Consider the following 21,088-nt stretch of genomic DNA (forward strand, 5'->3'; position numbering starts at 1 on the left):
ATTGCGGTGCACCGCCGTACATGCAGGCCGTAACTGGAAACCTAAACATGAGTTCACTCAGTCAACTGGAGCCAAGACCTGTCAAGTCGAGCTCAAACACCCAGGACGATATCGTTTACGAACATATCTTCGACGCCATCCTCGAACAGCGGCTGGCGCCCGGCACCAAGCTCAGCGAGGAAGCCCTGGGCGAAATCTTCGGCGTCAGCCGGACCATTATCCGCCGCGCCCTGCTGCGGCTGTCCCACGAGCAGGTGGTCAGCATCAGGCCCAACCGCGGTGCCGTGGTGGCGGCCCCCAGCGTGGAAGAGGCCCGGCAGATCTTCGCCGCCCGTCGGGTGGTGGAGCTGGCGGTGACTGAGCTGGCGGTGGAACACGCCACGCCCGAGAGCCTGGCCCGCATGCGCGCCATGGTGCAGGAAGAGCAGGACGCCTTCGCCCGCGGCGATCGCGGCACCGGCATCCGCCTGTCCGGTGAGTTCCACCTGGAATTGGCCCATATGGCCAACAACACGCCGCTGCTCAATTTCCAGCGCAGCGTGGTGTCCCAGACTTCGCTGATCATCGCCCAGTACGAGGTCGGCCACAAGGCCCACTGTTCCTTCAACGAGCACGAAGAACTGCTCAAGGCCATAGAATCGGGTGATAAGGGCAAGGCCGTGACCATGATGAAGGAGCACCTGGATCATATCGAAGCCAAGCTGAACCTGGACAACGAGTCCGCCTCCACCGATCTGCACGTGGTGTTTTCCGGTGTGGTGAAAAAACAGAGCGGCCGCCGTCGCTGATGCCCTGGCCGCGCGGGGTGACTATGGTTGTCCCGCGCCTTTCTCTTCTCCCTCAGGTTAAAATCTATCCTATTGATTGACAAAGACTTATAGCGTGGTCCAAGTCAATGCTCCCAACTGGCGCTACCGGCATCTCCGCCGGCCTCCTAATGTTGTGAACATGTAAACGGCAGTTCTGCTGCCGGTGTCCGTTCACCGCCACCTCCGGTGGCCAAGGGAGAATCTCATGTCAGCCGAAAACCAGAAAACCGTCGCCTTGCTCGACGCCCTGTTCGCCGCCTTTAACCGCCACGATATCGAAGGTGTCATGGCGTGCATGACCGACGACTGCGTGTTCGAGGGCGCCGCCGGCAGCGAGGCCTTCGGTACCCGTTTCAGCGGTGCCGACGCCGTGGCGGCCGCCTTCGTCAAGGTCTGGACCACCTACCCCGACGTCAGCTGGCAAGGCACCAGCCATTTCGCCGCCGGTGACAGGGCCGTGTCCCAGTGGACCTTCTGCGCCACCTGTCCGGACGGCCGCCGCATCGAAGCCGACGGCGTCGATCTCTTCACCCTCAAAGGCGGCAGGCTGGCCCTGAAGCAGGCATTCCGCAAGGACCGCCCCCTGCTGGATCCCCAGTAACCCACCACCTGATCTCGGGGAACACGAATATGGATATTGCCAACAAAACCCAGGCGGAACTCCGCCAGCCGTCCCAGGCCAAAACCGTGCTGGACCGTTACGATCCCACCTATGATCCCCTGGTGGCCGCCACCCCGGGGCGGGGCCAGCAGTATGCGCCCACCTACTGGGTGGCCACCGCCGGCACCCCGCCGGAAGACGACGGCCCGGTCACCGCCGACATGGATGTGGACGTGGCCATCATCGGCAGCGGTTTCACCGGCCTGTCCTGCGCCGTCTTCCTGGCGAAGGAGCACGGCATCAAGGCCACGGTGCTGGAGGCCAACCAGGTCAGCTGGGGCTGTACCAGCCGTAACGGCGGCCAGGCCCAGAATGCCTCGGGCCGGCTCAGCCGCTCCCAGTGGATCCAGCGCTGGGGCCTGGACACCGCCCGGCGCATGCACGAGGAAGTACGTGAAGGCTTCGATACCTTCAAGGGCCTGATCCGGGACGGCAATATCGACTGTAACCCCCAGGATGGCGGCCATCTGTATATCGCCCACCGGGACAAGGCCATGCGCAAGCTGGAGGCCGAGGCCAGGGTGCTGCGTGAGCAGTTCAACTACCAGACCGAACTGCTGGACAAGGCCACCCTCAGCCGCAATTACGTGAACGAGGCCGAGGCGGTGGGCGCCATGCATGAGCCGGACGGCATAGGCGTGCATCCGCTCAAGCTGGCCCAGGGCTATCACCGCATGGCGCGGGAGTTGGGCGCGACCATACATCCTTCCAGCCCGGTGCTGGGCTGGGAGACCAGGAACGGTATCCACTACCTGCAGACCCCGGGCGGGGTGGTGCGGGCCCGGGCGGTGGGGGTGGCCACCGGCGGCTATACTTCCCAGGGGTTGCACCACCAGTTGCGCAGCAAGATCATGCCGATACTGTCCAACTCCCTGGTGACCCGGCCGATGACAGAGCAGGAGATCGCCGAGTGCAACTTCATCACCAACGAGGTGATCACCGATACCCGCACCCTGCGTTACTACTACCGCAAGCTGCCCGACAACCGGTTGCAGATCGGCAGCCGCAGTTCCATCACCGGCGGCGACGCGGCCAACCCCAAACACCTGCAGGTGCTGATCGACGGCATGAACCGCAAGTTTCCGGCGCTCAAGGGCATCAAGATCGATTACTCCTGGTGGGGCTGGGTCGACGTCAGCCACGACATGATGCCGCGTATCGCCCAGCCGGATGAAAAGGAACAGATCTTCTATGCCCTGGGCTACGGCGGCAACGGCGTCATGTTTTCGGCCCACGCCGGCCGGCGCATGGCCCAGCGCATCGCGGGCATCAAGCAGGGCTTCGAGCTGCCCATCTACAACTCGCCGCTGCCGGGGCACCTGTTCGCGCCCTTCCGCCGCTTGGGACAGCGCATGCTCTACCACTGGTACCACCTGCGCGACGAACACCTGTAGGAGCCGAATCCGCCTGAACCACGCCGGGAGTCGATGTCCCGGCGTTTCCATTTTGTTTTCAATATGTTGCTATGAGGTTTACAAGTGGCGGTCAAAAGGGTCAAACTGGGTTGTTCCGGCCCGCGGGCCATGCATCGACAGGTAAGTTGAGTCACCATGTTCCAGCTGTTTCATCTCTCCACGGAAAAAAGCACCAGCCTGCAGCAGCAGTTGCGGGAGCAGATCGCCGCCGCCATCCTCAACGGCAATATCCCCCAGGACAGCCCGCTGCCCTCCAGCCGCAAGCTGGCCAAGCAGCTGTGCATCGCCCGCAATACGGTGGTGCTGGCCTATGAACACCTGCTGGACGACGGCTATCTCATCGCCCGCGAGCGCAGCGGTTATTTCGTCAATCCCGAGATACTGTCGCGCCAGCCCGAGATGCCGGCCAAGGAAAACCCGCTCGAGGGCGGCCACCCGCCCGACTGGGTGCACAAACTGAAGATCCATCCGAGCCGCCAGCACAATATCACCAAGCCCAAGGACTGGCAGAAGTACCCTTATCCCTTTATCTATGGCCAGTTCGACCCCAGCCTGTTTCCCAGCAACAACTGGCGGGAATGCTGCCGGGACGCGGTGAGCGTGCCGGCGATCCGGGACTGGGCCTCGGACCGTTTCGACAACGACGATCCCTTGTTGATCGAGCAGATCCGCACCCGGCTGTTGCCCCGGCGCGGAGTCTGGGCCTCGGCGGACCAGATCCTGGTGACGGTGGGGGCTCAGCAGGCGCTGTACATGCTGGCCCGGCTGCTGCTGGACAAGGACAGCACCATCGGCCTCGAGGATCCGGGCTATGTGGATATCCGCAATATCGCCACCATGAACCCGGCCAAGGTGCGTGCCCTGCCGGTGGACGAACAAGGGTTGATCGTCGACGAACGGCTCGAGGGCTGTGATCTCGTCTATACCACCCCCAGCCATCAGTGCCCCACCACGGTGACCATGCCGCTGGAGCGACGCTACGCGCTGCTGGACAAGGCCAGTGAACAGGACTTTTTGATCATCGAGGACGACTACGAGAGCGAGAGCAACTTCAGGACCAATCCGATACCGGCCCTCAAAAGCCTGGACAAGAACGACCGGGTGCTCTACGTGGGCAGCCTGTCCAAGACCCTGGCGCCGGGCCTGCGCCTGGGGTACCTGGTGGGACCGGCGGCGCTGATCCGTGAAGCCCGCGCCCTGCGTCGGCTGATCCTGCGCCATCCGGCGGCCAACAACCAGCGTTCGGTGGCGCTGTTCCTGGAGCGGGGCTACCACGACGCCCTGATCATGAACATCGCCAAGGCCTACGAGGAGCGCTGGCAGGAGATGGGCGCGGCGCTGGATGAATACCTGCCGTCTTCCAGCCGCCAGCCCAGCTTCGGCGGCTCCTGCTACTGGGTGCGCGGCCCCGAGGGGCTGGACAGCCGCCTGCTGCGCAAGGAAGCGGCGGACAGGGGCATCCTGATCGAGCCCGGCGATATCCATTTCCTGGCCGAGCCGGTGCCGCTCAACTACTTCCGCCTGGGCTATTCTTCCATCGCGGCCAGCAAGATCCGCCCCGGCATCAAGGCGCTGGTGGAGCTTATCCAGGATATGGTCTGAGCCCACGGCGACGGAATGTTTTTAATTTGTTATCAAGGGGCGCCGACAGGCGCCCTTTTTGCTCTCTAATTGATTGATTAATAAATATTTTATTTCTGGCGTAACCATTGTTACGAAACTGGTCCTACTCTCTTGTCTCCCCACTTCCTAATCTAGCTCCAGTGAATCACATCGCAGCCAGCAGGCGCCATTCGCCCCGCCGACATCCGGGAGGGGAAGCCCGGACCGAGGCGGCCGGCGGTGGCCGATTCACCACAGAACCAATAACAAACAAATGAAAACCTGCTTGAACCGAAACATTGGATTGAACCCTCCGGGGTGGCGGCCACCACCGTCACCGACAGGAACCAGCAAAAAGGAAGACAGCTATGCCACGTATGACTCCCAGTGAAGCCATGGTCGAAACCCTGGCGGCCAACGGTGTAACCGATATCTTCGGCATCATGGGCTCCGCCTTCATGGACGCCATGGACATCTTCGCCCCGGCGGGCATCCGCCTGATCCCCACGGTGCACGAGCAGGGCGCCGGCCACATGGCCGACGGCTACGCCCGGGTCAGCGGCCGGCACGGCGTCTGTATCGCCCAGAACGGCCCCGGCATCACCAACTTCGTGACCGCCATCGCCGCCGCCTACTGGGCCCACAGCCCGGTGGTGTGCATCACCCCGGAAACCGGCTCCATGACCCAGGGCCTGGGCGGCTTCCAGGAGGCGCAGCAACTGCCCTTCTTCGAAACCATCACCAAGTACCAGGGCCACGTGGCCAACCCGGCGCGGATGGCCGAGTTCACCGCCCGCTGCTTCGACCGGGCCATGCTGGAAAACGGCCCCACCCAGCTCAACATTCCGCGGGATTTCTTCTACGGCGACATCAACGTGGAGATCCCCCAGCCGATCCGCATCGAGCGCGGCGCCGGCGGCGAACAGAGCCTGCAGCAGGCGGCCGCCCTGCTGGCCGAAGCCAGGAATCCGGTGATCATTTCCGGCGGCGGCGTGGTGATGGCCGACGCGGTGGAGGAGTGCAAGGCGCTGGCCGAGTTCCTGGGCGCCCCCGTGGTCAACAGCTACCTGCACAACGACTCTTTCCCGGCCAGCCACCCGCTGTGGTGCGGTCCGCTGGGCTACCAGGGCTCCAAGGCCGGCATGAAGCTGCTCTCCCGCGCCGACGTGGTGCTGGCGCTGGGTACTCGCCTGGGGCCCTTCGGCACCCTGCCCCAGCACGGCCTGGACTACTGGCCGAAGCAGGCCAAGATCATCCAGGTGGACTGCGACGCCAAGATGCTGGGCCTGGTGAAGAAGATCTCCGTCGGCGTGTGTGGTGACGCCAAGGCCGCCGCCGTCTCCATCCTGGAACGGCTGCAGAACCTCAACGTGTCCTGCCTGGAAAACAAGGGCGCCCGCGCCGGTGAGATCGCCGCCGAAAAAGCGGCCTGGGAGGCGGAGCTGGATCAGTGGATCCACGAAAAGGACGACTATTCCCTGGACATGATCGCCGAGCAGGCGGAAGAGCAGGGCAGCTACCTGCATCCGCGCCAGGTGCTGCGCGAGCTGGAAAAGGCCATGCCCGAGGACGTGATGGTGTCCACCGACATCGGCAACATCAACTCGGTGGCCAACAGCTACCTGCGCTTCGAGAAGCCGCGCTCCTTCTTCGCCGCCATGAGCTTCGGCAACTGCGGTTACGCCCTGCCGACCATCATCGGCGCCAAGACCGCCGCGCCCCATCGCCCGGCCATCTCCTACGCCGGTGACGGCGCCTGGGGCATGTCGATGATGGAGATCATGACCTGCGTACGCGAACACATTCCGGTGACCTCCATCGTGTTCCACAACCGCCAGTGGGGCGCGGAGAAGAAGAACCAGGTCGACTTCTACAACCGCCGCTTCGTGGCCGGCGATCTGGAGAACCCCAGCTTCGCCGACATCGCCCGCGCCATGGGGGCCGAAGGGGTGACGGTGGACAAGCTGGAAGACGTGGGCCCGGCCCTGAAGGCCGCCATCGCGCGCCAGATGGAGGAGGGCAAGACCACCGTCATCGAGATCATGTGCACCCGCGAGCTGGGCGACCCCTTCCGCCGCGACGCCCTGTCCAAGCCGGTGCGTCACCTGGACAAGTACAAGGACTATTGCTGATAAAGGAAGCTGCCCGCCACGGCGGGCAGCTCGGCTTTATCATCAAGCCGTCTGTTTTACTGGCATGAGCCGGCCAAAGGGCCCACTCCTCCGACACGCCGCAAGTACGTCCATGTAGGCTCGCACATGCCATCCCTGGCATGTGACGGTCGGCGGAGCGGTTCCCTTTGTCCGTCTCTTCTGACATGGGTGTCGCCTGTTTATGCCAGTCTGCCGATACCGGAACACAACCCGATGCCATTGTGTCAGTGGCCTCCGGTGGTCTTCTGTCGAACAGGAAGGGAATCATGCTCAATACCGCGCCCAAGGAATGCCCGCCCCGCTTGCTGGCCCAGGCCCGCCAGCACCCCAGGGTCACCACTGTGGTGATCAACCCGGTCAACGCCGTGTCCCTGGCCAGCGCCCGGCTGGCCCGGGAGCAGGGGCTGATCGAGCCGATACTGGTGGGGGATGTGGCCGTCATGCGGCAGCAGGCCCAGGCCATGGGCTGGACGCTGGACGGCCTGCGTCTGGTGCCGGCCGCCGACGAAACCGAGGCCGCCCGGCTGGGCGTCGCCCTGGTCGGCCAGGGCGAGGCCGACGCCATCATGAAGGGCCATGTGCATACGGATATCCTGCTGCGGGCGGTGCTGAACAAGTCCGCCGGGCTGCGCACCGACAGCCGGCTGAGCCACCTGTTCCATATGACGGTGCCGGGCAGCTGCAAGGCCCTGTGCATCACCGACGCGGTGATCAACGTCCAGCCGACGGTGCTCGACAAGCTGCACATCGCCCGCAACGCCATCGGCCTGATGCACGCCCTGGGCAACCCCGAGCCCAAGGTGGCGGTGCTGTCGGGCACCGAGGAGGTGAGCAAGAGCATGCCTTCCAGCCTGGACGCCGCCGAACTGGTCAAGCTGGCGGCCATGGGCGCCCTGCCCGGCGCCCTGGTGGAAGGCCCCCTGGCCTTCGACAATGCGGTCTCGGCGGAGGCGGCGGCCATCAAGGGCATCCGCGGCCGGGTGCCGGGGCAGGCGGATATCCTGCTGGTGCCCAACCTGGAGTCGGGCAACTTCCTGTTCAAGCAGATGGTGTACTTTATGGGCGCCACCGCCGCCGGCCTGGTGCTGGGTGCCAGGGTGCCCATCATCCTCACCTCCCGCGCCGATCCGCCCGAGGCCCGGCTGGCGTCCTGCGCCCTGGCCGCCCTCCATTGTGCCCACCAGGCCAGCCGCGCCGCGGTGGCCTGAGCCTCGACCCGAAAGGAGCTGCCCATGTCACTCAGTCGTTATGGTTTTATCGTCAAGGGGCCGGATCTGGAGCTGTTCAAGCACCACGGCCGCATCAAGAGCGACGGCTTCGACATCGCCGTGGCCGGGGTGCGTACCCTGGAGGAGGCGGTCATGGCCGCCCAGGAGATGCTGACCCGGCGCATCGAGCTTATCGAGCTGTGCGGCGGCTTCAGCGCCGAGGAGGAAGCGCAGATCCGCGAGGCTATCCAGGATCATGTGCCCCTGGGGCGGGTAAGCTACCGGCCCGAAGACCAGGGGCGGGTCGACTGGCCCTGAACCCCTCGAGGCCGCTTTATGGCTGACGGCCGGTCCGGCGAGGGCCGGCCGTTTCCAGCTTCCCCTGCCGGCTCAGCCGGTAGGGGTCCAGATCCCGTGCCAGCACCAGCCTGCCCCCGTAATGGGCGCGGGCTTCCGCCGCTATCTCGTCGATATGGGGCGAGCCGGCACCGTCCTGGTAGCGGGGGCTGAAGTGGGTGAGGATCAGGTTGGACAGGCCGGCCTGTTCGGCGAAGCGGGCCACCCGCTCGGCGTCGCTGTGCTGGGGCGCCGGCCCCAGGCGCTCGGCCACTTCCCGGGTGTAGGTGGCCTCGTGCACCAGCAGGCAGGCGTCCCGGGCGGCCTCCGCCAGCAGGGCGGGGCTGTCGTTGTCGCCGGCGATGATCACCTTGCGCGGCGCCCGCTCCGGCAGCCGGTAGTCCTCTCCCCTGAGGCGCCGGCCCTCGAATTCCAGCTCCTCCCCCCGGTGCAGCCGGCCCCACAGCGGGCCGGCGGGAATGCCCTCGGCGGTCAGCCGGGCCACATCCAGCTTGGCCTCCACCCGGGCTTCGGTGAACACATAGGCATAACTCGGCACCCGGTGGGACAGGGCCACCGCTTCCAGCGTGAAATCCTGCACCGCCAGGGGGGCCTGCAGCGATTCGACCGGCACGAAGTCGATGGGGAAGTCGAGCCGGAGATCGCTCAGCCGGGCCACGCACTCGATAAAAGCCGCGATGGGCGCGGGGGCGATGATGCGCAGCGGCGCCGTGCGCCCGGCCAGGGCGGCGCTGGCCAGCAGCCCGGGCAGGCCGTAGCAGTGGTCGCCGTGCACATGGGTGATCAGCAGGGTGTCGAGCTGCATCGGCGACAGCCGGGTATGCAGCAGCCGGTGCTGGGTGCCTTCGCCACAGTCGATCAGGCACCAGGCGCGGGCGCCGGCCCTGCGCAGGGCCAGGCCGGAGACGTTGCGGCTCTTGGTGGGGGTACCGGAGGAGGTGCCGAGAAAGATCAGTTCCATGCGCTGCGCCGATGAAAAAGGAGACCCTTGATGGTAACCGCAAGCGCCGGGATGGGGAATCCGGAGTCACTTTCTGGAGCATCATATAGTTTAAAATTCAGGCGGCTCCTCCCTATCGCACCGCAGCCGACTGCTGGCACCCCCCCTCGGACGGCGTAAGGGCTTGAAAGAGGCAATCCCTGTTGCCTCTTCGCTGGGTCATGACAGATAAGCTCTGCGAATATCCTAAACAGGCTCCCGGCAGAATGGCATCATTCAGCCGGCGCTCTTTTTCTCCGGCCGGGGCACGATCAGGGTGGGGATGCGCGACTCGCGCAGCACGTTCTTGGCCACACTGCCGAGCAGGGTGTGCAGCCAGCCCTTTTCGTGGGCGCCCATCACGATAAGATCGCAACCCAGCTCCCGGGAGCGGCGGAGTATGGTCTGCACCGGGTAGCCCTCCACCACTTCGCAGCCGACGATCTTGGGGCGCAGCGCCTTCTCGGCGGGGGCGATCACCTCCCAGAAGTAGTCCTGCCGCTGCTGCAACTGGGCCCTGGCGTGGTTGAGCCGCTGGTGCAGGAACTCCTCCCGGCTGCTCTGGTTGAGAATGTAGGACTGCAGGGTCAGCTTCTCGTCGCCGGACAGCTGCTCCACCACGTTGAGCACATGGATGTCGGCGCCGGTCTGCTTGGCCAGGTAAACGGCGTACTGGAAGGCGTAGGAAGCATTCTTGGACAGATCGGTGCAGTAGAGGATCTTGTTCACTCGGGGCAGCATCTGGGCACTCCTTTTCGGTGGGCGGGCTTCGGCATGGCGGCCTCTGGATAACAGTATGTGGCCGCCGCCGGGGCTTGTCCTTGACCTGGGTCAGCCCGGCGGCGGCGTGCGCTAATAGCCCAGTAAACCGGGCAGGAACAGGGTGATCTGCGGCACATAGGCGATGATAAAGACGGCGATCACCGACATGAAGGCGAAGGGCAGGGCCCGTACCGAAATTTCCTCGATGGAGGTGCCCGATACCCCGGAGGCGATGAACAGGTTCTCGCCGAGCGGCGGCGTCTGGAAGCCGATGGACAGGCAGCACACCACCACTATGCCGAAGTGGATGGGATCTATGCCCAGGTTGTAGGCCACCGGCAGCAGCACCGGCGTCAGTATCATGATGGCGGCCAGGGTCTCCATAAACATGCCGACGAACAGCAGGAAGAAGATGATCAGCGCCCAGATGATGTAGATGTTGGTGGTCATCTCCAGCATGGAGGCGGCGACGATGGCCGGGATCTGGTTTTCCACCAGCAGGCGGCCGAACACGGTGGCGGTGAACAGGATCAGCAGCACCCGCCCGGTCAGCCAGGTGGTGGTTTCCAGCGAGCGTAGCACGTCCTTGAACTTCAGCTCCTTGTGCACGAAAAAGCCGATCACCAGGGTGTAGAAGATGGCGACGATGGCGGATTCGGTGGGCGTGAACAGGCCGCTGTAGATGCCGCCCAGGATGACGATGGGCGCCAGCACCGACCAGATGCCCCGGCGCAGGGCGGCCAGGGTAGTGGCGCCTGACCAGCCCTCGGTGGTGCCCTTGTAACCGTGCTTGCGACACAGGAAATAGTTCATGATCAGCAGGCCGCAGGACAGTACCACGCCGGGCAGGAAGCCGGCGATAAACAGCTTGGGAATGGACACCGACTGGAACTGGCCGTGCTGGGCAATGGCCTCGGGCGGCGCCATCAGCCCCATGGCGGAAATACCGAAGATAACCATGGGGATGGAGGGCGGTATCACCACCCCCAGGCCGCCGGAGGAAGCGGTGATGGCGGAGGCATAGCCTTTGCTGTAGCCCCGTTGCACCATGGCCGGGATCATCAGCATGCCCACGGCGGCGGTGGTGGCCGGGCCCGAGCCGGAGATGGCGCCGAAGAACATGCAGGCCATGACGGTGGCGGCGGACATGCCGCCGGTAAAGGGGCCGGCGAAGCTTTCGGCCAGGTCGACCAGCCGCTTGGAAATGCCGGCGGCTTCCATCAGGGCGCCGGCCAGGATAAAGGCGGGCAGGGCCATCAGCGGAAAGGAACCGACCGAGGTAAAGGCGATCTGCACGAACTTGATCGGGTTTTCGCCCAGGTAAAGGAAGGAAGCCAGCGCCGAGACCCCCAGTGAGACACTGATGGGAGCCCCGATAAGCAGCAACAGCAGGAAGCTCCCGAACAGTATCATGACGACGGATGATTCAACCATGGGTGTGCTCCTGCCTTAACTCGACTTGTGTTGTTGATCAGCGGATTCGATCAATTTCTCGACTTCCAGGGATTCGGGATCCCGGATGTCGATCCCCTTGATCAACTTGTAATAATTGACCTGTAAAATGCGCAGCGTCATCAGCGCGAAGGCGATGGGCAAGATCATGTAGACGTATTTCATCGGAAAGCCCAGGGTCTGGGATTTCCAGAACAGGTTCATCTTGTTGAACACGAAATCGTAGCTCAGCCAGACGAAATAGCCGTTGAAACAGACCCAGATCAGATCCGCCAGGGCTTCCGAGATCACCGCCACTTTGGGCGGGAAGAATTTGAACTGAAAGGTCACCCTGTTGTGGGCCGCCAGTTTGGTGGCGTAGCTGGCGCCGAAATAGACGAACCAGACGAACATGTAGGTGGACAATTCCTCACTCCAGGACAGGGAGTGGTTGAACAGCTGCCGCGATACAATCTGCACAAAGAGGATCACCACAAAGGTGGCGAGCAGGGTGCTGCAAATCACACGTTCTATATTATCGAGAATCTTGAATATCAGTTTGCCGATGGTCATGGCGTTTCCTCCCTGAGAAAAATGCACCCGGCTTGCGCCCAGGTGCATTTTGGCTGAGCTGACGGCTTAGATGGCGTCGCGGCCCAGGGATTGCAGGATCTTGTTCAGATGGTCCTTGCCACCCAGCTTGTCATAGTACTTGGGCCAGACCTTGCTGATGGCGTTGTCCATCCACTCCTGCTCGTTGTTGGCGGGCTCGGAGATGACCATGCCGCGGCTGGTCAGTTCGGCCTTGATCTTGTCTTCCTGCTCCACCAGCCAGCGGGCGCTGTGCTCGGTGGCCGCCTTGCCCGCCGCCAGTATGGCCTGCTGCACCTCGTCCGGCTGGGACTGGAACACCGCCTCGGACATGATCAGCGGCTCGATGGAGAACAGGTAGCGGATATTGGTGATGTATTTCTGCACCTCGTCGAACTTCATGGCATAGACGGTGATGTAGGGGTTGTCCTGACCGTCGACCACGCCCAGCTGCAGGCCGGTAAAGGTTTCGGACCAGGCCATGGGGGTGGGGTTGATGCCCCAGGCGCGGTAGGTGTCGATCATGATCTCGTTGTTGGGCACTCGTACCTTGAGCGCCTTGAGGTCGCTCAGGCTTTGCACCGGCTGCTTGGAGTTGGTCAGCACCCGGAAACCGGAGTAGGCCCAGCCGACGATACGCACGCCGGCGTCACGGATGGTGTTGTCCACCAGTTGCTGACCCACCTCGCCCTGGGTCAGGGCCACGGCGTCGTCCAGGCTCTGTACCATATAGGGCAGGGTGAGCACGCCCACCGAGGGCGAGAAGGGGGTGACGTTGTTGATGGCCAGGATGGAGAAGTCGAGCAGTCCCATGGCGGCATCGTTGACCGTGGCCTGCTCGTCGCCGAGCTGACCGTTGAGGAACAGCTGGGTATCGTGCCGGCCGCCGGTTTTTTCCTTGAACGCCTCGGAGAACTTCAGCCCCAGCTCATGCTGGGTGCCACCGGCCCCGTCGCCCACCGCCACCCTGAAGGTTTTGGCCTGGGCCAGGCTGCTGGTGGCCGCCGCGGCCCCCAGGCAGAGGGCGAAGGACAGGGATTTCACAAAACGTTGCTTGAATATCATAGCTACTTGCTCCAGTTGCAATGGCCCGGCCGAGGGCGGGGCGGTGACCTTCCGTGATGTCGGGCAACGTGATGGTTGCCCACTACTGGCTCAATGTCTGCTATCTCGACCCTTGCGGGTGCTACCAAGATGGCATCTTGTTGATTCGGGCCCGGTGGTCCGGGCTTGTCAGTAATCTTTAAATGTGGCCGGTAAAATGGTTAGGACCACTTCCCCTTTGGTGCTGGGGCCAGGTAAAAAGTAACTTAAAATCAATGAATTATAAAACGGGATTGTAAATTTATTGTTAACTCCCGCCGGCGTTTTGGCGCAGGGCTCGGGCCATCAGCGACAGCACTTCATCGAACACCCTGTTATCGAGCGACTGGCCGAGCTCCAGCAGTTGGCTGTGGCGGTAATAGCCGCTCAGATCCAGCCCCACCCCCAGGGCGCAGAGCGCCAGCCGGCCCTCCCGTTCCAGCCGGCTGGCGACCTGGCGCAGGTGCAGGTCGAGGAGGTCCTGCTCGTTGGCCTGGCGGGTGGCGGTATCCATGGGGCAGCCGTCGGAAATCACCAGCAACAGGCGATCCCGTGCCGGCAGCGCCAGCAGCCGTTGCTCGGCCCACAGCAGGGCTTCGCCGTCCAGCCCCTCGCGGAACAGATCGCCCTTGAGCAGGGCGGCGATGTCCTTCCTGGCTCGGCGCCAGCGGCTATCGGCCGACTTGTAGACGATATGGCAACGTTCGTTGAGCCGGCCCGGGTTGGCCGGGCGACCGTCGCGCTGCCATTGGCGCAGCGGCTGGCCGCCATTCCAGTGGCCGGTGGTGAACCCCAGTATCTCCACCCTGGCCCCGATCCGCTCCAGGGCCTGGCTCAGGCTGTCCACCAGCATGGCGATGCTCTCCATGTGCGGGCGCATGGAGCCGGAATTGTCGATCAGGAAGGTCACTACCGCCTCCGCCCGGGGCTGCTGCCGCTCCTGCTTGAACACTCGCCGATCGGCCACCGAGGTGACCAGGGTCGGCAACCGCCGGCCGTCGAGCCGGCCTTCTTCCTCGCCGAAACGCCAGCCCTGCTCGAGGGGACGGGCCAGCAGCCGACGCAGCTTCTTGGCGAGCAGGTTGAGGTTGAGGCCCTGCTCGCGGATGCGCTCGTCCAGGCTGTCGCGCAGCCGGCCGAGCAGCTCGGGTCGCACCCGCCGGTGGGCCGGCCACTCCCGGTCGAAACGGTCGCTGTAGATGCGGTAGGCGAGGCGTTCGGCCGCCTGGCGCAGGCGGGCCTGCTGCTCCGCCGGGCTGCTGCCCGGCCCCTGGTCGCCCTCTCCCTCCAGCTCCAGCAAGAGGCCGAAGGCCTTCTTGGTGTCTTCGCTCAAGGGCTCGGCCTTGCCGTCCGCCGCCAACTGCTGTTGCAACCCTTCCACCAGCTCGTGCAGGCAGAGAGCGATACTCAGGGCGGGCTCGGCGAAGGCGCCCTGGTCCTGGCGATGGCGGCGCAGCAGGCCAAAGGCGGGGCCGATTTCCCGCAGCAGGAACATGCGGGTGGACTCGATCAGCATCTCGGTCGGCTCATCCAGCGGGCCGCCGCCGAGCTGGACCCAGCTCATCATGGCCAGGGTGAACAGCAGCAGGCCCACATGACTTTCGGTCTGGCCCGAGGCCAGGAACTGGTTGCTCCAGGCGCTGAAGCGGTGGTGCAGGTTGCGGCGGCTGCCCGGGTGATGGTCCTCGACCAGGGATTCCACCCGGAGCTGCTCCAGCAATTCGAACACCAGCCGGGCGACCGGCGGCGCCGGCAGCCAGTGCAAGTGCAGGGCGGGATCCTGGTGGCGCAGGCGCAGGGCGATGGCGTCGGCGACGCCGCGGAAAGAGCCCAGGTCGTCCAGGCCCGGCTCCGGGTGCAGATGGGGCGCGCGCAGGGGATAGGGGCGGCCCCGCCATTCCAGCTGGTGGCCCCGGTAGCGCACCGCCGGCTGGGCCGACTGGGCGCGGATCAGGGCGGCGCAGAGTTCTTCCAGCCGCTGCTGGCGACGGGCGGCGGCGGCCGGATCCTGGGGTGAATTGGAGGTGGTGGTCATGGTTTCCATCCCGTTGATGATGCGGCTGGGCTCGGGGCTGGGTGGCCCAGGTGCCGGCCTGTGGTGTTAGAGGCCAAAGGGCACTACTCCTCCGGCACGCCGTAAAGACAGGACACTCGCAGTTTCGACCTGCTGCGAACATTCACTGGATGTTCGGTCAGGCCGAAACTGCTCGTCACGGCGAGCAAGCTCGCCCCCTGGAGGCTCCGCCGCGCCCTCCCTGGCACGGAGGGCCGGCTTCGCTGTGTCCTTTGTCCTCCCATCGCCTCAGTGCCGCCTGCTGGCACCACCATCAGACGGCGTCGGGGCTTGCAAGAGGCAACAGGGCCACCTCCGCCGACCGTCACATGCCAGGGACGGCATGTGCGAGCGTACAGGGATGTATTCACAGCGTGTCGGCGGAGGTGGCCCTGTTGCCTCATCGCTGAATGACTACAGTCTTCAAACAGGCGCTTACATCATCGCCAGCCGCAGGGACTGGGATTCGGCCAGTTCCTGATCGAAGCAGCGCTGGTAATATTCCGCCACCAGCCCGCGCTCCGCCTCGTCGCACTTGTTGAGGAAGGAAAGCCGGAAAGCCAGCGCCGGATCGCCGAAGATCTCGGTGTTTTCCGCCCAGGCGATCAGGGTGCGCGGCGACATCAGGGTGGACAGATCCCCGGCGGCGAAGCCGGCCCGGGTCAGCTCGGCCACCGCCACCATGGTGCTGATCAACTGGTGGCCACGTTCATCCGCATAACGGGGCACCTTGCCCTGCACGATGCGGATCTCGTCTTCCCGGGGCAGGTAGTCCAGGCTGGCGACGATGTTCCAGCGATCCATCTGGGCCTGGTTGACATGCTGGGTGCCGTGGTAGAGGCCGTTGGCGTTGCCCAGGCCCACGGTGTTGGCGGTGGCGAACAGGCGGAAGAAGGGATGGGGGCTGATCACCTGGTTCTGGTCGAGCAGGGTGAACTTGCCGTCCTGCTCCAGGATCCGCTGGATCACGAACATCACGTCCGGGCGGCCGGCGTCGAACTCGTCGAAGATCAGCGCCACCGGCCGGCGCAGGGCCCAGGGCACTATGCCTTCCTGGAAGCGGGTGATCTGCTTGCCGTCCTCCAGCACTATGGTGTCCTTGCCCACCAGATCCAGCCGGCTGATGTGGCCGTCCAGGTTGATGCGCACGCAGGGCCAGTTGAGGCGGGCGGCCACCTGCTCGATATGGGTGGACTTGCCGGTGCCGTGCAGCCCCTGGATCAGCACCCGCCGGTTGCGGGTGAAGCCGGCGAGAATGGCCAGGGTCACGTCCGGGTTGAAGCAGTAGGCGGGATCCGCCTCGGGCACATGCTCGTCCCTGTGCTCGAACACCGGCACTTCAAGATCGGCATCGAGATGGAACAGCTCGCGCACCGACACCCGCCGGCTGGGATGCTCGTGGATCAAATCTGTCATGGGGCTTGGCCTCGCTGGCTGAAACTGGGTGGTAAACAGGATGTAACCAGTGTAACCGGCGGTCCTCGCCCGCACAGGGCCAGTTGCCCCCGGAGGATGCGGCCAGGGGCTAGGCCGGCTGCCGGGCAATGACCTCATCGGCGGCGGGCGCCTCGCCGGGCGGGGCTATATGGCATTCCCGGAAGATACGGGCGGTGCAGGTCTTGCACACCGCCGGATCCAGCCGATCGTAGATGCGGTGGATGGCACGGCCCTTGTTGGCGAAGACATGATCCCCGCCGATCTCCTCGAGCAGGTTGTTGCGGGCCAGGAAGCGGCTGACCCCCTCCTTGAGGTTGCAAAGGTACAGATCACCGCCCTCGGCCCGGCGGCGCTGGGCCTCCTGCACCAGCATCTCGGCGCCGACGATGTCCACGAAGTTGATGCCGCTGCCCACGATCAGCAGCCGGGGTTCGCGGATGTTCTGCAGGTATTGCTGCACATGGTTGACCGCCCCGAAGAACAGCGAGCCTTCGATACGGACGATGCGCAGCTGGGGGCAATAGGGCAGGCGGCGTTGCTCGGCGCTGACGAAGACGGGATGCTTGGCGTCCGGATCCGGCAGTATGGCGACGATGCGGGGGGTGGAGGTGCGCTTGAGGTAGAACACCAGCGACAGCAGCACGCCGGCGTAGATGGCGAACTCCATGGCGACGAAGAGGGTGGCGAAGAAGGTGGTCAGCAGCACCGCCGCCTCCGACTTGCCGGCCCGCACGATCAGCCGGATATGGTGGAAGTCGATCAGGTTCCAGGCCACCACCAGCAGCAGGCCGGCCATGGCCGGCATGGGCAGCCAGGCGGTGAGCTCGGAAAACAGCAGCAGGATCAGCAACAGCCAGAGTCCGGCGAAGATGGCCGCCAGCGGGGTGCGGGCGCCGGAAGTGTAGTTGACCCCGGTGCGGGTGAAGGAGCCGGACGACACATAGCAGGAGAAAAAAGCGCCCACCACATTCGACAGCCCCTGGCCGATGAACTCCTGGTTGCCGTCCAGCCGCTGGTGGGAGCGGCTGGCCACGGCCCGGGCGATGGACACCGCCTCCACCAGGCCGAGCAGGCCGATGGCCAGCGCCCCCGGCCCCAGGGCGCTGAGGGCGCCGAAACTGAGATCGGGCAGGCTGAAGGGGGGCAGGGCGGCGGGGATGGCGCCCACCAGGGCGATCCGCTCTCCGCCGGGGTCCAGCACCCGGGCCAGCAGGCTGGCCAGCACCAGCGCCAGCAGCATATTGGGCCAGCGGGGGCGGAAGCGCTTGATCAGCACGCAGCCGAGCAGGCTGACCAGGGCCACCGCCAGGCTGGGCAGGTGGGTCTCGGGCAGGTGGTGCAGCAGTTGCCACCACTGGTCGGCCACAGAGCCGTCGGTCGGCACCCTCAGCCCGAAAACATTCTGCAGCTGGCTGGAGCCGATCACCAGGGCGGCGCCGGCGGTAAAGCCGAGCACCACCGAATGGGACACGAAGTTGACCAGCACCCCCAGCCGGGCGGTGGCCAGGGCCAGCTGGAACAGCCCGGCCAGCAGGGTCAGGGTCAGCGCCAGGCGGATGAATTCGGCCGAACCGGGCTCGGCCAGGGGGCTGATGGTGGTGAAGACGACGATGGACAGGGCGGCGGTGGGGCCGGAGATCAGGTGCCAGGAGGAACCGAACAGGGCGGCGACCATGGCCGGTATGATGGCGGCGTAAAGGCCGAACTCGGGGGGCAGACCCGCGATCAGCGCATAGGCCACGCCCTGGGGCAGCACCAGGATGGCGTTGGTCAGGCCGGCCAGGGCATCGCCCCGCAGCACGGCGCCCTTGACCATGGGGGCCCATTGCAGAAAAGGAAGGCGCCGTTTCCAGGCCGTCTCGTCCCTTCCCGGGTTGTTCATGCCGTTTCTCCCTCTGTGGTGCCATCTGCCCCCTTTAGTATGGCTGGCTCCATCCCGGGCCGGTAACTGGCCTTTGCCGGCCCGGCCCGGGCTGGTTAACGTCGGGCCAGGACCAGAGCGCCCGTCGGGCCAGCAGAAGAGGACGGCACCATGACATTTATATCCTTCAATCCGGCCACCGGCCAGCAGAACGGGGTGTTCGAGACGTTGTCCGCCAGCCGGCTGGAAGGTTGCCTGCAGCAGAGCGGCGAGGCGGCCGAGCGCTGGCGGCAGAGCTCCTTCGCCGAGCGTGCCGCCCTGCTCAACCGGCTGGCCGCGCTGTTATCGGCCAACCGGGAGCGGCTGGCCCTGTGCGTCACCCGGGAGATGGGCAAGCTGCTGAGCGAGTCCCTGGCCGAGGTGGACTGCTGCGCCCGGGAATGTGCCTATTTCGCCGCCCATGGCCAGGCCATGCTGCCGCTGGCGCGCAGCCTGACCACCTTCGAACCCCTGGGCACAGTGCTGCTGCTCGGCTCATGGCGCTTTCCCCTGTGGCAGCTGTTCCGCATGCTGGCGCCGACCCTGATGGCCGGCAATGCCGTGCTGCTGAAGCTGGCCGAGAACCTGCCCCTCTGTGCCCGTGAAATCGAGGCCCTGGTGCGGGAGGCGGAGGTGCCGGAGGGGCTGGTGGCGAGCTTGGCTGTCGACAAGGCGCGGGTGGCCGAACTGATCCGGGATCCCCGGGTTCAGGCCCTGGGCTTCAGCGGAAACCGGGCGGACGGTGCCCGGCTGTCGGCCCTGGCCGCGCAGCAACTGAAGCCGGTGGCTCTGGAGCTGGACCAAGCCGAATGGCAGCTGGTGCTGGATGACGCGGATCTGGAGCTGGCGGTGGAGGCGGCACTGCATTTGCGCTTCAGCAACGCCGGCCAGCATGGCGTGGGGGCGGGGAGCTTTATGGTGACGCCGGCCATTGCCGACGACTTCGTGGCGCTGCTGGCGACCCGGCTGGCGGCCTGCCAGCCCGGGCATCCCGAAGATCTTGATAGCCGTCTGGCCCCCTTGGCTACCCGGCCACTGCGGGAAGAGCTGCATCGGCAACTGACGGCGGCGGTGGACGAGGGCGCCCGTCTGGTGGCGGGCGGCGTGCTGCCGGAGAGCGACGGCTGGTATTACCCCGCCTCGCTGCTGGACGGGGTCACTCCGGCCATGGCGCTGTTTCGCGGCCTGCCGAGCGGCCCCCTGGCCGCCGTGGTGCGGGTACGGGATGCCGAGCAAATGGGCAGCCTGTGCCGGGGGCTGGGGGCGCACGGCGGGGCCCGCATCTGGACCCGGGACCTGGTCCTGGGCGAGCAGCTGGCGCGCCGGCTGCCCTTCGGCCGCTGCCTGGTGAACCAGGCTCCGGGCCGGGCCTATCCGCCGGGAGCGGCGGTGGACGGTCATTTCAACATCAAGGCGTTCTGCCGGATGAAGTCACTGCTGATTTCGGTATAGGAACTGGTTCTAGCGCGTGGTTAAATCTGGCCCTGTCTGGTCCCGGCGGGGGCTGATTATAATCCGCCCACTCATTGCCTGGTTTGCCCGGAGTGGTATCTCGACGGTCAGGGATCTGACGCCCCTAGCGCAATAGCCGGCCTGCGGCCGGCCCATGGTTAACGCAGTATCAGCTTTTTGGGCGAACACAGATGACAGCACAGTATCCGACCCTGGAACAGATGGGGATCACCTCTTTCGACAATATCAGCACATACCGCCTGCGCCGCGAGGCCCGGGCCGACGTGCTCAAGGTCTATTACCACCGGCCGCGGGGCTCCCTGCTGTCGCGCAGCAAGAAATTCACCTTCGCCCGCCCCCAGTCCGGGGTGCCGGTCGAGTTCCAGAAAACCGCCCAGTGGCACCAGCTGGAAGACACCAGCCCGGTACTGCGCCAGGCGCTGGTGGAGCTGCACCAGTTGCTCAAACCCGCCGAGCCGGCCGAAGACGACGCCACCCGGGACAGCAAGCAGCAACTGCTGCAGGATCTGGAGCATATGGAGCGGGTGATGAAGGCCAAGCTGGAAGAGCTGCGCCGGCAGATAGCGGCGCTGAAATAACACTGGGGCGGAGATCACCGCTGTTCAACTGTCGTCATCTCCGCGCAGGCGGAGATCCATGGCATATTGCACTGGACTCCCGCCTTCGCGGGAGTGACCGCAGAGAAACACGAAGCGTTGTCAGCCGTCTGTGGCTTTTGGCCTGCTCAGGAGCTGGCCGCCTGCTGCCGGAGCAGCGACTCCGCCATCTTCTTGCCGAACAGCTCCATCACCGCCTGTTCATCCCCCCCGGCTTCGCGTAGGGCGCCGACCATGGCTTCCAGGGTGGGCAGGGTCTTTTCCAGCAACTGCTGCAGATAGTGCTCGGGGCTGACCCGGGTATAGGCCTGGTATTCGGCAAACAGCGCGCTGGTGGCCTCATCCAGCCTGATGGTCACTTCCTTTTGCTTCGACATAACCCTGTCCCTCTAGAAATGGAGTCGTGATGGCTCACCAATCTAGGATCCCTGGCCGGCGCTGGCTAGCACCAGCAGCGGGGCGGGGATGGGACCAGCTGGACTCAGCCAGGGAGCCCGACTGGCTCTAATGCTCCGGCGGCCGTGGTATTAACCTCCATGTTAACGATATGTAAATCGCACTTTGCCGCCGGAGCGGCC

Annotated in this window: 18 protein-coding genes; 9 read left to right on the top strand and 9 right to left on the bottom strand. The window is 65.0% G+C overall.

Annotated elements, in window-relative coordinates; all coding sequences use genetic code 11:
- Positions 1-47: 47 nt before the first annotated feature.
- From JKV55_RS19380 to JKV55_RS19410, 7 genes are all read left to right on the top strand, one after another.
- Positions 48-788 carry a GntR family transcriptional regulator gene (locus JKV55_RS19380; RefSeq protein WP_202088790.1) on the top strand — a complete coding sequence of 247 codons (741 nt, stop codon included), beginning with the start codon at positions 48-50 and terminating at the stop codon, positions 786-788.
- 226 nt (positions 789-1,014) lie between these two features.
- The gene (locus tag JKV55_RS19385) at positions 1,015-1,410 is read left to right on the top strand and encodes a nuclear transport factor 2 family protein (RefSeq protein WP_202088791.1); all 396 of its coding nucleotides are present in this window, start codon (positions 1,015-1,017) and stop codon (positions 1,408-1,410) included.
- 29 nt (positions 1,411-1,439) lie between these two features.
- Positions 1,440-2,864 carry an NAD(P)/FAD-dependent oxidoreductase gene (locus JKV55_RS19390; RefSeq protein ID WP_202088792.1) on the top strand — a complete coding sequence of 475 codons (1,425 nt, stop codon included), beginning with the start codon at positions 1,440-1,442 and terminating at the stop codon, positions 2,862-2,864.
- A gap of 156 nt (positions 2,865-3,020) precedes the next feature.
- Positions 3,021-4,487, top strand: coding sequence for a MocR-like pyridoxine biosynthesis transcription factor PdxR (gene pdxR / locus JKV55_RS19395; protein ID WP_202088793.1), 1,467 nt, complete (start codon positions 3,021-3,023; stop codon positions 4,485-4,487).
- A 368-nt stretch (positions 4,488-4,855) separates the two neighbouring features.
- On the top strand, positions 4,856-6,619 hold the full coding sequence (xsc, locus tag JKV55_RS19400) for a sulfoacetaldehyde acetyltransferase (protein ID WP_202088794.1): 1,764 nt from the start codon (positions 4,856-4,858) through the stop codon (positions 6,617-6,619).
- 287 nt (positions 6,620-6,906) lie between these two features.
- Positions 6,907-7,848 (top strand): bifunctional enoyl-CoA hydratase/phosphate acetyltransferase, encoded by a 942-nt coding sequence (locus JKV55_RS19405; protein WP_202088795.1) that lies wholly within the window; start codon positions 6,907-6,909, stop codon positions 7,846-7,848.
- A 24-nt stretch (positions 7,849-7,872) separates the two neighbouring features.
- Positions 7,873-8,166, top strand: a complete 294-nt coding sequence (locus tag JKV55_RS19410) for a DUF6506 family protein (RefSeq protein ID WP_202088796.1) — start codon at positions 7,873-7,875, stop codon at positions 8,164-8,166.
- 16 nt (positions 8,167-8,182) lie between these two features.
- Here the strand turns inward: JKV55_RS19410 and JKV55_RS19415 are convergent, their stop codons facing one another.
- The 8 genes from JKV55_RS19415 to JKV55_RS19450 form a co-directional block, all read right to left on the bottom strand.
- Positions 8,183-9,166, bottom strand: coding sequence for a ribonuclease Z (locus JKV55_RS19415; protein ID WP_202088798.1), 984 nt, complete (start codon positions 9,164-9,166; stop codon positions 8,183-8,185).
- 255 nt (positions 9,167-9,421) lie between these two features.
- Complete coding sequence (locus JKV55_RS19420; RefSeq protein WP_202088800.1) at positions 9,422-9,925, bottom strand: universal stress protein; 504 nt, start codon at positions 9,923-9,925, stop codon at positions 9,422-9,424.
- A gap of 111 nt (positions 9,926-10,036) precedes the next feature.
- Positions 10,037-11,380, bottom strand: a complete 1,344-nt coding sequence (locus JKV55_RS19425) for a TRAP transporter large permease (RefSeq protein WP_202088803.1) — start codon at positions 11,378-11,380, stop codon at positions 10,037-10,039.
- A 15-nt stretch (positions 11,381-11,395) separates the two neighbouring features.
- Positions 11,396-11,950, bottom strand: a complete 555-nt coding sequence (locus JKV55_RS19430; RefSeq protein WP_202088805.1) for a TRAP transporter small permease — start codon at positions 11,948-11,950, stop codon at positions 11,396-11,398.
- 66 nt (positions 11,951-12,016) lie between these two features.
- On the bottom strand, positions 12,017-13,033 hold the full coding sequence (locus JKV55_RS19435; RefSeq protein ID WP_202088806.1) for a TRAP transporter substrate-binding protein: 1,017 nt from the start codon (positions 13,031-13,033) through the stop codon (positions 12,017-12,019).
- Between the two features lie 286 nt (positions 13,034-13,319).
- Positions 13,320-15,086 (bottom strand): cobaltochelatase CobT-related protein, encoded by a 1,767-nt coding sequence (locus tag JKV55_RS19440; protein WP_202088808.1) that lies wholly within the window; start codon positions 15,084-15,086, stop codon positions 13,320-13,322.
- 453 nt (positions 15,087-15,539) lie between these two features.
- Positions 15,540-16,520, bottom strand: a complete 981-nt coding sequence (locus tag JKV55_RS19445; RefSeq protein ID WP_202088810.1) for an AAA family ATPase — start codon at positions 16,518-16,520, stop codon at positions 15,540-15,542.
- Between the two features lie 109 nt (positions 16,521-16,629).
- A complete protein-coding gene (locus tag JKV55_RS19450) occupies positions 16,630-18,423 on the bottom strand; it encodes a SulP family inorganic anion transporter (protein WP_202088812.1) in 1,794 nt (597 codons plus the stop codon).
- A 150-nt stretch (positions 18,424-18,573) separates the two neighbouring features.
- Between JKV55_RS19450 and JKV55_RS19455 the strand changes: the two genes are divergently transcribed.
- Positions 18,574-19,893 carry an aldehyde dehydrogenase family protein gene (locus JKV55_RS19455; RefSeq protein WP_202088814.1) on the top strand — a complete coding sequence of 440 codons (1,320 nt, stop codon included), beginning with the start codon at positions 18,574-18,576 and terminating at the stop codon, positions 19,891-19,893.
- Between the two features lie 191 nt (positions 19,894-20,084).
- The gene (locus JKV55_RS19460; protein WP_202088816.1) at positions 20,085-20,492 is read left to right on the top strand and encodes a DUF3461 family protein; all 408 of its coding nucleotides are present in this window, start codon (positions 20,085-20,087) and stop codon (positions 20,490-20,492) included.
- Between the two features lie 146 nt (positions 20,493-20,638).
- On the opposite strand, the gene JKV55_RS19465 is transcribed toward JKV55_RS19460, so the two are convergent.
- The gene (locus tag JKV55_RS19465; protein WP_202088818.1) at positions 20,639-20,887 is read right to left on the bottom strand and encodes a hypothetical protein; all 249 of its coding nucleotides are present in this window, start codon (positions 20,885-20,887) and stop codon (positions 20,639-20,641) included.
- Between the last annotated feature and the right edge of the window lie 201 nt (positions 20,888-21,088).

This window comes from Zobellella iuensis (genome assembly GCF_016746085.1).
Taxonomy (GTDB): Bacteria; Pseudomonadota; Gammaproteobacteria; order Enterobacterales; family Aeromonadaceae; genus Oceanimonas; species Oceanimonas iuensis.